Annotated in this window: 14 protein-coding genes; 6 read left to right on the top strand and 8 right to left on the bottom strand. The window is 70.2% G+C overall.

Annotated elements, in window-relative coordinates; translation table 11 throughout:
* Positions 1 to 195: 195 nt before the first annotated feature.
* Positions 196 to 2,154, top strand: a complete 1,959-nt coding sequence (locus ACFQU4_RS35700; RefSeq protein ID WP_377501507.1) for a GTP-binding protein — start codon at positions 196 to 198, stop codon at positions 2,152 to 2,154.
* A gap of 24 nt (positions 2,155 to 2,178) precedes the next feature.
* Here ACFQU4_RS35700 and ACFQU4_RS35695 read toward each other — a convergent pair whose 3' ends face one another.
* Complete coding sequence (locus ACFQU4_RS35695) at positions 2,179 to 2,583, bottom strand: DUF6319 family protein (protein WP_377501505.1); 405 nt, start codon at positions 2,581 to 2,583, stop codon at positions 2,179 to 2,181.
* 128 nt (positions 2,584 to 2,711) lie between these two features.
* Between ACFQU4_RS35695 and ACFQU4_RS35690 the strand changes: the two genes are divergently transcribed.
* Positions 2,712 to 3,698, top strand: a complete 987-nt coding sequence (locus tag ACFQU4_RS35690; protein WP_377501503.1) for an RNA polymerase subunit sigma-70 — start codon at positions 2,712 to 2,714, stop codon at positions 3,696 to 3,698.
* Positions 3,699 to 3,710: 12 nt separating this feature from the next.
* Here the strand turns inward: ACFQU4_RS35690 and ACFQU4_RS35685 are convergent, their stop codons facing one another.
* The 5 genes from ACFQU4_RS35685 to ACFQU4_RS35665 form a co-directional block, all read right to left on the bottom strand.
* On the bottom strand, positions 3,711 to 3,908 hold the full coding sequence (locus ACFQU4_RS35685; protein WP_377501501.1) for a hypothetical protein: 198 nt from the start codon (positions 3,906 to 3,908) through the stop codon (positions 3,711 to 3,713).
* Positions 3,909 to 4,082: 174 nt separating this feature from the next.
* Positions 4,083 to 4,844, bottom strand: coding sequence for an MBL fold metallo-hydrolase (locus ACFQU4_RS35680; RefSeq protein ID WP_377501499.1), 762 nt, complete (start codon positions 4,842 to 4,844; stop codon positions 4,083 to 4,085).
* On the bottom strand, positions 4,841 to 5,506 hold the full coding sequence (locus ACFQU4_RS35675; protein WP_377501497.1) for an NUDIX domain-containing protein: 666 nt from the start codon (positions 5,504 to 5,506) through the stop codon (positions 4,841 to 4,843). The genes ACFQU4_RS35680 and ACFQU4_RS35675 overlap by 4 nt, the downstream gene beginning before the upstream one ends.
* Positions 5,507 to 5,523: 17 nt before the next feature.
* The gene (locus tag ACFQU4_RS35670) at positions 5,524 to 6,015 is read right to left on the bottom strand and encodes a RidA family protein (protein WP_377501495.1); all 492 of its coding nucleotides are present in this window, start codon (positions 6,013 to 6,015) and stop codon (positions 5,524 to 5,526) included.
* Between the two features lie 11 nt (positions 6,016 to 6,026).
* Entirely contained in the window at positions 6,027 to 6,194 is a 168-nt protein-coding gene (locus tag ACFQU4_RS35665; RefSeq protein WP_377501493.1) for a DUF4177 domain-containing protein, read from the bottom strand.
* 44 nt (positions 6,195 to 6,238) lie between these two features.
* Here ACFQU4_RS35665 and ACFQU4_RS35660 point away from each other — a divergent pair, with 44 nt between their 5' ends.
* Entirely contained in the window at positions 6,239 to 7,204 is a 966-nt protein-coding gene (locus ACFQU4_RS35660; RefSeq protein WP_377501491.1) for an ArsA-related P-loop ATPase, read from the top strand.
* Positions 7,204 to 8,358, top strand: coding sequence for an ArsA family ATPase (locus ACFQU4_RS35655; protein WP_377501489.1), 1,155 nt, complete (start codon positions 7,204 to 7,206; stop codon positions 8,356 to 8,358). The genes ACFQU4_RS35660 and ACFQU4_RS35655 overlap by 1 nt, the downstream gene beginning before the upstream one ends.
* Here the strand turns inward: ACFQU4_RS35655 and ACFQU4_RS35650 are convergent.
* A complete protein-coding gene (locus ACFQU4_RS35650) occupies positions 8,320 to 8,601 on the bottom strand; it encodes a WhiB family transcriptional regulator (protein WP_377501559.1) in 282 nt (93 codons plus the stop codon). The genes ACFQU4_RS35655 and ACFQU4_RS35650 overlap by 39 nt on opposite strands.
* A gap of 181 nt (positions 8,602 to 8,782) precedes the next feature.
* On the opposite strand from ACFQU4_RS35650, the gene ACFQU4_RS35645 reads away from it, so the two are divergent.
* Entirely contained in the window at positions 8,783 to 11,350 is a 2,568-nt protein-coding gene (locus ACFQU4_RS35645) for a transglycosylase domain-containing protein (RefSeq protein WP_377501487.1), read from the top strand.
* Between the two features lie 72 nt (positions 11,351 to 11,422).
* Here ACFQU4_RS35645 and ACFQU4_RS35640 read toward each other — a convergent pair whose 3' ends face one another.
* Entirely contained in the window at positions 11,423 to 11,881 is a 459-nt protein-coding gene (locus tag ACFQU4_RS35640; RefSeq protein WP_377501485.1) for a GatB/YqeY domain-containing protein, read from the bottom strand.
* 63 nt (positions 11,882 to 11,944) lie between these two features.
* On the opposite strand from ACFQU4_RS35640, the gene ACFQU4_RS35635 reads away from it, so the two are divergent.
* Positions 11,945 to 12,874: a metallophosphoesterase gene (locus ACFQU4_RS35635; RefSeq protein ID WP_377501483.1), complete on the top strand. Its 930-nt coding sequence runs from the start codon at positions 11,945 to 11,947 to the stop codon at positions 12,872 to 12,874.
* Positions 12,875 to 12,896 lie beyond the last annotated feature (22 nt).

The raw sequence follows: 12,896 nt of genomic DNA, 5'->3' as shown, positions 1-12,896 counted from the left end.
TCTCGACCGTCCCTCCGGTCCCTGTGCCTCCGCTGTGTCCAGCGGATGAGACCGCTACGAGCCCGTACGAAATCCGCTTGACTTCGCCACCGGACCCGACTGGACTTCGCACAACCGATCACGTCAGTCCAGAGAAAGGCAGGCCCATGCGCCGACTCGTGTTCCCGACCACCGTCACCGCGAACACGAGGACCGATGCATCGCTCGCACTCTCCGCAGGACTCCGAACGACCTGATCACCGCCCCGGGCGCTGGCTCAATCTCGGCGTGCTGGCGCACGTCGACGCCGGCAAGACCAGCCTGACCGAGGCGCTGCTGCACGCCGGCGGCGCCCTTGATCAACTCGGCCGGGTCGACGACGGCACGACCCAGACCGACACGCTCGCGCTGGAACGGCGGCGCGGCATCACGATCCGTACCGCCGTGGCCAGCTTCGCCGTCGGCGACGTGACGGTGAACCTGGTCGACACGCCGGGCCACCCGGACTTCATCGCCGAGGTGGACCGGTCGCTCGCCGTACTCGACGGCGCGATCCTCGTCCTGTCCGCCGTCGAAGGCGTGCAGGCGCAGACGATCGTGCTCTACCGGGCGCTGCGCCGGCTCGGGGTGCCGGTCGTCTTCATGATCAACAAGATCGACCGGAGCGGCGCCGACCCGGACCGGGTGATCGCGGCGATCCGGCGCCGGCTCACCACGGCGGTGGTTCCGCTCGGCACGGTGCGCGCGCCGGGCACGCCGGCCGCGGCCCCGGTGCCGCTGGACTGGGACGATCCCGGCACCGCCGAGGCCACCACCGTCCGGCTGGCCGATCACGACGACGCGGTGCTGCAGGCCTGGGTCGACCGGGGACGGCTGCTGGACCGGTCCTCGTTCACCGCCGCCCTGGGCCGGCTGACCCGGCGCGGCGCCTGCCAGCCGCTCACCTACGGTTCCGCGGTGACCAGTGCCGGCGTCACCGAGTTGATCACCACCGTCACCGACCTGATGCCGGCCGAGGCGGCCGACCCGACCGCCCCGGTGTCGGGCCAGGTGTTCAAGATCGAACGGGACGACTCCGGCGACCGGGTCTGTTCGGTACGGATCCGGACCGGCACCCTGGTCGTCCGCGAGCTGGTCCCGGTCGGCGGCGAGGAGGCCGGCCGGGTCACCCGGATCGAGGTGTTCGAACCCGGCGGGCCGACCCATCGGGACCGGGCCGTGGCCGGGCAGATCGCCCGGGTGCACGGCCTCGGCAAGGCCCGGCTGGGCGACCGACTGGGCGCCGAGCCCGCCGGGCTGCCGGAACTGAACTTCCCGCCGCCGGCACTGGAGACCACGATCGTCACCCGGGACCATGATCAACAACTCGCCCTGTACACGGCACTGAGTGAGCTCGGCGACCGCGACCCGTTGATCAGACTCCGTACGGATGATCAGGGCGCGTCCCGGATCTCGATCTACGGCGAGGTCCAGCAGCAGGTGATCGCGGACACCCTGCTGCTCGAGCACGGCATCGAGGTCGACTTCCACTCCACGACGGTGATCTGCATCGAGCGGCCGGCCGGGATCGGCCGGGCCGTGCTCCGGATGGGCGACCCCGATCATCTGTTCGGCTACACGTTCGGCGTCACCGTCGAGCCGCACCGGCCCGGCGCCGGGCTGGAGTTGATCTTGGACGTGCCCCGGTCCGAGGTGCCGATGCACGTGTACTCGACGGTCGACGCGTTCCGGGAGGCGCTGGGCCGCTACGTCGAGCTGCCGCTGGCGTCCGGGCCGCAGGGCTGGCGGGTCACCGACCTCAGACTCATCGTCACCGAGAGCGACTTCAACCCGCCCGGGCCGTCGACGACCCACGTCAAGCACACCGTGGAACAGGTCGTCGCCGAGGCGGTCCGGCAGGCCGGCACGATCGTCTGCGAGCCGGTGGACCGGTTCTCCCTGGAGACTCCGCTGGACGCGATCTCCGGCACCCTCGCCCTGCTCGGCCGCCATCGCGGAGTACCGGACACGCCGATGATCAACGGCGCGGTGGCCGTGATCACCGGCACCGTACCCACCGCGGAGCTGGACCCGATCCGGCGCAATCTGCACAACGCGACGCACGGGGAGGGCCTGCTGGAGACCCGCCTCGACCACTACACCCCGCGGCGTCCCCGGCCGGGTCCGTCGGACTGAACCCGACGGACCGGCCGGGCGGCGTCAGTCGGCCAGGTCGGCCAGGGCCTTCCGGGCGGCCTCCAGCTCGGCCTCCAGCGCGGCCACCTTGGCAGCCTGCTGTTCCCGGGCGGCGTCGATGACCTCGTCGATCGGGCCGGAGAGGTCCTCGTGGAGTTCCTTGGCGGCCCGCGAGACCGCCGCCGCGGCGACGGCCAGATCACGGGCCAGGTAGGTGGAGCCGTGCTTCAGGTCGGCGTGCCACTCGCCGTCGGCCGTGCCGGTGACGGTGAGGGTCAGCTCCAGCGTCTTGGTCCGCTTCGCGCCGGGCTTGCGGCCCGGGGTCTTCCGCGGCTTCACCTCGGCAGCGGCGGGGGCCGGGGCATCGACGGCGGGGAGTTCGACGTCGGTGGCGGCCGGCGCTTCGGGTGCCAGGGTGTCTACAGTCATCGTGCGGCGCTCTCCTTCTGAGTGTCGGCCACCGGGAGCGGGCCGACCGGGGAAGCCATCATTAGAATGCATGTTCGAGTTCCGGCTCAACTCGACACGCCGCACCGGGCGCCTGCAAGACTCCGGCCATGGATCTGCTGGCGGCCGCGCGGGCCGGCGACGAGGACGCGTTCGGGGCTCTCGTGCTGCCGTACCGCCGGGAGCTCACGGCGCACTGCTACCGGATCCTCGGCTCGACCCAGGACGCCGAGGACGCCGTCCAGGAGGCTTTGCTGGCGGCCTGGCGCGGGCTGTCCGGATTCGAGGGGCGCAGTTCGCTGCGCACCTGGCTGCACCGGATCGCGACCCACTGCGCGCTCCGGCTGACCAGGTCCACGTCGACCCGGCTGCTGTCCTGGGATCACGGGCCCGCCCGCCGGCCGGACGACGATCTGGGCGATCCGGTCGACGGCGGCCGATGGGTCGAGCCGCTGCTGACCGCGACCGACGACCCGGAGCGGGTACGGGAGCGGCGCGAGCACATCGGGCTCGCCTACGTCGCGGCGCTGCAGCGGCTGCCGCCGAACCAGCGGGCCGTGCTCATCCTGCGGGAGGTGCTCGGCTACCCGGCCGCCGAGGTCGCCGGGCTGCTGGAAACCACCGCCGCCTCGGTGAACAGTGCGCTCCAGCGGGCCCGCGCGACGCTGGCCGACGGCGCGCCGGCGCTGGAACACGTCCCGACCCCGCAGGGCACGGAGCGGGGCATCGTCGACGCGTTCGTCGCGGCCTTCGACTCCGGCGACGTCTCCGGCATCGTCGACCTGCTGGCCGAGCAGGTGCGGTTCACCATGCCGCCGCTGCCGGCCTGGTTCGACGGCCGGGCCGACGTGGTCGCGTTCCTGACCGGCCGCGTCTTCGCGCTCGACTGGCGGGCCCGGCCGGCCCGGTTCAACGACCAGCCGTCGCTCGCCTGCTACCAGCCGGCGGACGACGGCACCCTGGAGCTGGCCGCGGTGCTGATCTTGAGCCTGGACGGCGAACGGGTGACCTGGATGGCCTCGTTCATCGGGCCCGACCTGCTGGCCAGCTTCCCGCTGCCGCAGCGCATCGCCCCGGCCGAGTTCGGCCACCGCTGATCGGCGCCGCCGCTAGTCGCCGCGGATGAACGCGTCCAGTTGATCTTGATCGGAGCGCCAGGTGGTGAGGGCCGCCTCCCGGTGCTTGATCTCGGCCAGCAGCGCCCGGCGGCGGGCCGACAGCGCGGCCACCTCACGCAGGGCCGCCGCCTCGGTCTCGACGGTGGCGACGCCGCGCGGGGAACCGGCGAGCTGGATGGCGCGACTCACTTGACGAAGCTCGAGTTCCAGCTCCGCCAGCGACCAGCCCGAGAGGTCGGGTTCCCTACCACGGTCCAAACCGTCACCGCCGATTCGAAGTCAACGCATCCCCACCACTATCGGGGGTAGGTGTCGTGCAGGTTACGGATTCCCCAAGATCGCGGCGTTGCGGCCGGAACGGGTTCAATCGTCCCGAGGTTCGAGATACGCCAGTTGCGCCGCCACCGACAGCTCGGCCGCCGGCCGTACCGCGTCGTCGATCTCGGTGTACACGGCCCGGACCACCTCCGCCGGGGTACGAGCGCCGGCGGCCACCGCGGCCCGAACCTGGTCCAGCCGCTCCAGCCGGTGCTCCCGGTAGTACGCCAGCACGCCGGCCGGGTCCGTCACCACTGGCCCGTGACCCGGCAGGATCTCGGCCACCGCATGATCATGGACCAAGGTGATCATGGTCTCCAGCGAGGCCAGGTAGGAGCCGACGTCGCCGTCCGGGTGCATGATCACGGTCGTCCCGCGACCGAGCACCATGTCGCCGGTGGCCAGCCGGTTCACCCCGTCCGCCCCGCTGATCATGATCGAGTACGAATCGCTCGTGTGACCCGGCGTCGCCACCAGCCGCAGCTCCGCCCCCGGCACCGAGATCCGCCCGCCGTCGACCAGGCCGCGCTCCCCCACCCGGACCGCGGGATCCGCGGCCAGCACATCGCAGCCGGCCCACCGGGCCAGCGTCGGCGCACCGGCACAGTGATCGAGATGCCGGTGCGTGACGATGATCATCGCGATCGTGCCGGCCGCGTCCAGCACCCGCCGCAGATGGCGCTCGTCGTCCGGCCCGGGATCGATCACCGCGACCGGCCCGCGGCCCGGATCGCCGACCATGATCGTGTTGGTGCCGTCCAAGGTCATCGGCCCGGGATTGTCGGCCCGGAGGATCGTCACGGTCACGAGATCTCCCTGTGCGGATAACGAAACAGCCACCGGTCGCCGACCCGTTCCGGCACCGGCAGCACCCGCTGCACGACCCGGTCCGCGGCGGCCTCCAGCACCGCCGCCACCGAGCCCAGCCCGGCCAGCTCGACCAGGATCGACTGGGTCGGCGGCATCAGGCCCAGCTCGCCGGCCCGGTGCCCGGCCAGCGTCGCGGACGGTGTCGCCCAGCCTGCCGCCGAGGCCTCGCCGGACACGTCGGCCGGCTCTTGATCATCAGGTACGACAGCAACGAAGAACCGGGTGTCGTAGCGCCGCGGCTCCACCTCCGGAGTCACCCAGTGCGCCCACGGCGCCAGCGCGGCCGGGCCCAGCCGGACGCCGGTCTCCTCGGCCAGCTCCCGTACCGCACAGGCCAGGATCGGATCACCGGGTTGATCATGATCGGCGGGATCGACACCGCCGCCGGGGAACGCCACCATCGAGGCCGCGAACGCCATCCGGGCGTGCCGGTGCATCAGATAGACCTCAAGGGTCCGGTCGCGCTCCCGGATCAAGATCACGCTCGCGCTGAGCCGCGCCGGCACCGGAGCTCCGGTGAACCGCAGCACCCGCTCGACCACCGGGTCCGGCACCGGCACGGTGATCCGGCCGAGCACGTCGAGCGAGTGACTGGCCATGATCAACAACCCAAAGCTCAGGCGGGCACGATCCGCGGCGGGTCGGGCACGACCCGGACCACCAGCTCGACCTCGACCGGCGCGTTCAATGGCAACGAGGCCACGCCGACCGCGGACCGGGCGTGCCGGCCGGCGTCGCCGAACACGGCACCGATCAGCTCGCTGGCCCCGTTGGCCACCTTCGGCTGGCCGGTGAACTCGGGCACCCCGGCGACGTACACCACGACCTTGATCACCGCGGCGATCCGGTCCAGCCCGCCGGCCGCCTCGGCCGCGGCCGCGATCCCGTTCAGGGCGGCCTGCCGGGCGCCGTCGTACGCCTGCTCCTCGGTGACCTCGGCGCCGACCCGGCCCACGACGCTGAGCGCGCCGTCGACCAGGGGCAGCTGGCCCGCGGTGAAGATCAACTCACCGGTCCGGACCGCCGGCAGATAGGCCGCCAGGGCCGCCGGCACCGGCGGCAGGGTCAACCCCAGCTCGGCCAGCCGGTCGGCTGCCCCCTCTCCCATCGGAGGGGTCGTCACTCGGCGGACTCGGCGATCGGCCGCTTCAGGTAGGCCACCAGGTTCTCCGGGTTGAGGCCGGGCACGATCTGCACCAGTTCCCAGCCGTCGGCACCCCAGTTGTCCAGGATCTGCTTGGTCGCGTGCACCAGCACCGGAACGGTCACGTACTCCCACTTGGTCATGGCGTCAGCGTAGTGAGGTCGCCGGCCGGACTACCATCGGCCGCATGTCGTCGCCCCCGCTGCACACGCTGCACATCGTGTCCGGCAAGGGAGGGACCGGCAAGACCACCGTTGCCGGGGCACTGGCCTGCGCGCTCGCCACGGCCGGGCGGCGGGTCCTGGTCTGCGAGGTGGAGGGCCGCGACGGGCTGCCCCAGCTGTTCGACTCGGCGCCGCTGAACGGCTCGGAGGAGCGCCGGCTGTGCCGGACCCCGGCCGGCGGCGAGGTGTTCGGCCTGTCCATCGATGCCGAGGACGCGCTGCTGGAATACCTGGAGACCTTCTACCACCTGGGCATCGCCGGCCGGGCGCTGGACCGGTTCGGGGCGATCGACTTCGCCACCTCCATCGCGCCCGGGCTGCGCGACGTGCTGCTCACCGGCAAGGTGTACGAGGCGGTCCGGCGGCAGATCAAGGGCCGTCCGAACGCGTACCACGCGGTCGTTCTGGACGCGCCGCCGACCGGCCGGATCGCCCAGTTCCTCAACGTGCACGAGGCGGTCGCCGGGCTGGCCCGGATGGGCCCGATCCGCAGCCAGGCCGACTCGATCATGCGGGTGCTGCGTTCCGTGACCACCGCGGTGCACCTGGTCACCCTGCTGGAGGACATGCCGGTGACCGAGACCGAGGAGGCGATCCAGCAGCTCCGGCCGACCCAGATCCGGCTCGGCGTGATCATCGCCAACATGGTCCGGGCCACTCCGCTCACCGACGATCAGCTGCGGCAGGCGGCCACCGGCGAACCGGTGCTCGACGTACCCGGTCTCGACCCGGCCCAGCGCAAACTGCTGACCGAGGAGTTCGCCGGCGAGGCGGACCGGATGCTCGCCGAACGGGGCCGCCGCGACCACCTGCTCGGCACCGGCCTCCCGGTCGTCGACATCCGGCTCGACTCCACCGGCATCGACACCGGCGCGGTCTGGGGCATCGCCGCCCAGCTCGCCGAACAGCTCCCGGCCGAGGTGGCCTGATGCCGGCACCGGCCCACGCCGCCCAGGGAGCGCACGGCGAACTGGATGTGGACGCGATCCTGGCCGACCGCTCGATCGAGATCATCGTCTGCTGCGGCGCCGGCGGCGTCGGCAAGACCACCACTTCGGCCGCACTGGCGCTGCGTGCCGCCGAGGCCGGCCGCAAGGCCGTCGTCCTCACCATCGACCCGGCCCGCCGGCTGGCCCAGTCCCTCGGCCTCGGCGAACTGGACAACACGCCCCGCCCGGTCAGCGGCATCGACACGTCGACCGGCGGCAGCCTGGACGCCGCGATGCTGGACATGAAGCGGACCTTCGATGAGGTCGTCCTCGCCCACACCACCCCGGAGAAGGCCGCGCAGATCCTGCGGAACCCCTTCTACGTCGCCCTGTCGTCGTCGTTCGCGGGCACCCAGGAATACATGGCGATGGAGAAGCTCGGCCAGCTGCACCAGCAGTCCAAGGCCGACGGCCGCTGGGACCTGATCATCGTCGACACCCCGCCGGCCCGCTCCGCGCTGGACTTCCTGGACGCGCCGGAGCACCTCAGCTCGCTGCTCGAAGGCCGGTTCCTGCGCCTCCTGCTGGCGCCGGCCCGCGGGCCGCTGCGGCTGATGAGTGTCGGCTTCAACCTGGTCTCGTCGGCGATGAACAAGATCCTCGGCGGGCAGATCATCACCGACGTCCAGACGTTCGCGACGGCGTTCGAGACGCTGTTCGGCGGTTTCCGGCAGCGCGCGCAGCAGACGTTCAACCTGCTCGCGTCCGAGCACACCACGTTCGTCGTGGTCGCCACGGCCGAAGCCGACGCGCTCCGCGAGGCCGCCTACTTCGTCGACCGGCTCGACGAGGAGTCGATGCCGCTGTCCGGCCTGGTGGTCAATCGGGTCCACCGGACCGAACTTCAACTGTCCGCAGGGCGCGCCCAAGCGTTGGCCGAGGAACTCGACCCGGAGCGGCAGCCGGTCGCCTCCGTCGCCCTGCACCAGCATGCGGCGCTGATGCAGGTCATCGAACGCGAACGGATCCTGCTCGATCGCTTTGCAGCCGCCCGCACCCGGATCCTGACAACCCGGGTGCAGGCGCTACAGACAGACGTGTCCGATCTGGACTCGTTACGCCTGGTTGGCCACCTTCTCGCCACCCAGGACTGAGCGCCAGGACCGGACATCCGGACGTTGGCGCAGCAACAAGCGGCGCTCCCGTTCGGTCATCCCGCCCCAGACGCCCCATTCGATTCGGTTGTCCAGTGCCTCGGCGAGGCACTCTGACCGCACCGGACACCCGGCACACACAACCTTCGCTCGTTTCTGGTCAACAGCGTCCGGAAACAGAGCGTCATTCATTCCTCGACATTTGGCCCTGACGGTCCAGTCGTTCCACGCAGCAGTCCGCATCATGCGGCCCCCTTTCCCTTCCTTCCGACCGCACTCGAAGCCTCCCAACAACGAGCGCGGCATATGCATGCTACGAACGGAAGTACGGTCTGACTAGGGGTCCACACGGATTTTTTGCACAACGTGAAGCGCGACTGCGAAAGATTCGGCATGGGCCGTCGGCTCCCGTACCCTAAGAGCCATGCCTGTGAGCCTCAAACGTCCGGCCAAGGTCTTGTCCTCGCTCGCCATGTTCCTTGTGGTGAGCGTTTTGGCGGGTGTCCTGGTCGCAGGCCTGTTCGTCCCGTTCGCCGGTCTGGCGGGCGTCACCGGACAGGCCGCCGCCGGAGAGCTGGAGAACCTTCCGGCCGAGCTGGAGACCCCGCCCCAGGCGGAGCGGTCGAAGGTGCTGCTCGGCAATGGCGAGGTGCTGACGTACTTCTATGACGAGAACCGGATCTACGTGCCGATGGCCAAGATCGCGCCGGTGATGATCCAGGCCCAGCTGGCGATCGAGGACCACCGGTTCTACGAGCACGGCGCGATGGACCTGATCGGCACCCTGCGCGCGTTCGTCCGGACGTCGAGCGGCGACACCCAGGGCGGTTCGACCCTCAGCCAGCAGTACGTGAAGATGGTGCTGGTCGAGTCCTGCGAACTTGATCAAGCCTGCATCTCGCGGATGATCCAGGCCAGCGGCATCGAGGGCTACCAGCGCAAGATCAAGGAACTGCGGTACGCGCTGGCGCTGGAGGAGAAGCTCAGCAAGGACGAGATCCTCGAGCGCTACCTCAACATCGCCTACTACGGCCAGGGCGCGTACGGCGTCGAGGCCGCGGCCCGGCACTACTTCAACACCACGGCGGAGAAGCTGACCCTGCCGCAGGCGGCGATGCTGGCCGGCCTGGTGCAGAACCCGAACCAGGTCAACCCGGTGACCAACCCCGGCGCGGCCCAGGATCGCCGCGACGTGGTGATCAACAAGATGGCCGAGTACGGCATGATCACGCCGGCCCAGGTCAAGGCGGCGAAGGCCGACAAGTTCGACGAGCGGAACGTCCAGAAGACCCGGAACGGCTGCGTCGGCTCCCGGTACCCGTTCATCTGCGACTACGTACGGCGGACGCTCGAGCAGTCACCGAGCCTCGGCAAGACGCCCGAGGAGCGCAAGGACGCCCTGAAGCGGGGCGGCCTGACGATCGAGACCGCGATCGACCCGGACGTGCAGGACATGGCGCAGAAGCGGCTCAGCAAGGTCGTCTCGCCGACGGATCCGATCATCTCGACGATGAACATGATCCAGCCGGGCACCGGTTTGATCTTGGCCATGGCGCAGAGCCGGCCGGTGATGGGCGACAACGCCAAGAAGGGCGAGACCTACTACAACTACTCGGCCTCCCCGACCCTCGGCGGCGCTGAGGGCTATCAGGCAGGCTCCACGTTCAAGGCGTTCACGGCTGCGGCGGCGTTGGAGAAGGGCATCCCGACCTCCAAGAAGTACGACGCGAAGAAGCGGGTCGACCTGACCGGACGCAGCTTCCAGACCTGTGAGGGTCGGGAGAAGCTCGGCAAGTGGCGACCGGCCAACTCGACCGGCAAGAACGGCCCGATGAATATGGGCACCGCCCTCGAGTGGTCGGTGAACACCTACTTCGCGCAGCTGACGCTGCAGGTGGGCATGTGCCGGGTCACCGAGATGGCCGAGAAGCTCGGCATCGAGAGCACCGGTAAGGACGAGCGCGAGGGCCACGAGGGCGAGACCCGTGACCTGGTCGACTACTACCAGTACATCCCGGCGTTCACCCTCGGTTCGGTCGAGATCGCGCCGCTCTCGATGGCGGAGGCGTACGCGACGTTCGCCTCGCGCGGCATCCACTGCGACCCGATCGTGGTCAAGAAGATCACCAAGCCGGACGGCAAGGAGATCCAGTCCCCGAGCGGCAACTGCAAGCGGGTGATCGACAAGGACGTCGCCGACGGCGTCAACAAGATGCTGTCCGGCGTGATGACCAAGGGCACCGGCCGCCGGGCCCTTGTCGACGACGGTCGGCCGCAGGCCGGCAAGACCGGAACGATCGACGACAACGAGGCGGTCTGGTTCGCGGGCTACACCCCCGAGGCGACCGGCGTCGCGATGATCGCGATCGACAAGCGGCAGAAGCCGTTCATCCGGGGCAAGAAGAACTACCGGTCCCGTGGCGTGAAGGGCTTCGAGCTCGAGAACGGGATGAACCTCGAGGGTTCCGGCAGTGGTGACGCCGGTCGGCTGATCTGGAAGCCGACGATGGAGCGCTACCTGAAGGACCAGCCGAAGACGAAGTTCAAGAAGCCGTCCAAGGAGATCGAGACCGGCAAGATGGTCCCGATGCCGGGGCTGGCCGGGCTGACCATCGGCGAGGCGACCTCGAAGCTGGAGGATGCGGGCTTCACGGTGATCCGGGACCGCGTCTACAGCGACACGGTGCCGGAGGGCGACTTCATCGGCTTCAGCCAGTACGGCGGCAAGGTCCGCGAGTTCTCGACGATCTACCTCCTCTTCTCGGCCGGCCGCGATCCGGCGAAGGTCCGCGCCGAACGTGAGGCGGAGGAGAAGGCCAAGCAGGAGGAAGAGGAACGCCGCCGGCGCGAAGAGGAGCGCAAGAAGCGGCAGGAGCAGGAAGAGCAGCAACAGCAGGAAGAAGAGCAGAAGCAGGAAGAGGACCAGAAGAAGCCCGGCGACAACAAGAAGCCGACCGAGCAGGAGCAGCAGCCGACGGACGGCACTCGCTGACGACCTCGAGCCTGAAACCGAAGTGCCCCGCGATCCGATCGCGGGGCACTTCGTCGTTCCAGGGCTGCTGGCTCAGGTGAGCTGCCGCTTCACCTCGGCGGCGACCGCGCCGCCGTCGGCCTTGCCCTTGGTCCGCGGGGTCAGGACGCCCATCACCTTGCCGATGCCGCGCGGGCCCAGCTCGGCGGCACCGGTCTCGGCGATGGCCTCCCGGACCAGCTCGGCGATCTCCGCCTCGCCCAGCTGCTGCGGCAGGTAGTCGGCCAACACCTCGGCCTCGGCCCGCTCCTTGTCGGCCAGGTCGGTCCGGCCCGCGTCGGCGTACGCCTCCTCGGACTCGCGCCGCTTCTTGGCTTCCTTGATCACGACATCGAGTTCCTGCTCGGCCGTGAGCTCCTTGGCGGCCTTGCCGGACACCTCGGCCTCCGTGATCGCCGTGAGCACCATCCGCAGCGTCGAGGTGCGTACGCTGTCGCGGGCCTTGAGCGAGGCCACCATGTCAGCGTGCAGTCGTTCCTTCAGTTCAGCCATGGCTCCATCCTTGCCCACGCGGCGTGAGCGTGTCGAAGGGAATCGTCCTTGTAGCCTTGCGCCATGTCTGCAGGACGGGTTGCCAAGATCGCCGCCGGCACGGTTCTCGGAGTCGGTGCTGTCGGCGCCGGCTGCCTGGCCTACGCGGCCGGGTACGAGGTGCGTTCCTTCCGGTTGCGCCGGCTCCAGGTCCCGGTGCTGCCGCCGGACGCCGTACCGATCCGGATCCTGCACCTGTCCGACCTGCACCTGACGCCGGGCCAGCGCAAGAAGCAGGAGTGGGTGAACCGGCTGGCCGGTCTCGAACCCGACCTGGTGATCGACACCGGCGACAACCTGGCCCACGTGGACGCGGTCGAGCCGACCGTCCGCGCACTCGGCCGGCTGCTGGACCGGCCCGGCGTGTACGTCTGGGGCTCCAACGACTACTTCGGCCCGACCTTCAAGAACCCGCTGCGCTACCTGACCCAGCCGAGGCGGACCGCCAAGCCCAGCGACAACACGCTGCCCTGGCAGGACCTGGGCCGGGCCTTCAAGCAGTCCGGCTGGCTGGACCTCACCCACACCCGGGCCACGATCGAGGTGCACGGGGTACGGATCGGCTTCCGCGGGACCGACGACGCCCACCTGGGCGCCGACCGCTACGCCGAGGTAGCCGGCCCGATCGACCGGAACGAGGTCGACGTCGCGATCGCCGTCACCCACGCCCCGTACCTCCGGCTGCTGGACGCCATGACCGCCGACGGGCACGACCTGATCATCGCCGGCCACACCCACGGCGGCCAGGTCTGCGTGCCGTTCTACGGGGCCCTGGTGACGAACTGCGACATCGACGCCGCCCGGGTGAAGGGCCTTTCCACGCATCGCGTCGGCGACCGGAGCGCCTTCCTGCACGTCTCCGCAGGCCTCGGTACGTCCCCGTACGCGCCGATCCGGTTCGCCTGTCCGCCCGAGGCAACCCTGCTCACCCTGGTCCCGCGAGACGCAGAGTGAAACCGATGTGAGACTTCCGCCC

The organism is Microlunatus sp. GCM10028923, from assembly GCF_042666975.1.
Lineage (GTDB): Bacteria > Actinomycetota > Actinomycetes > Propionibacteriales > Propionibacteriaceae > Microlunatus.
The sequence above is the reverse complement of the archived record's forward strand: the minus strand, read 5'-3'. Positions and strand labels throughout refer to the sequence as shown.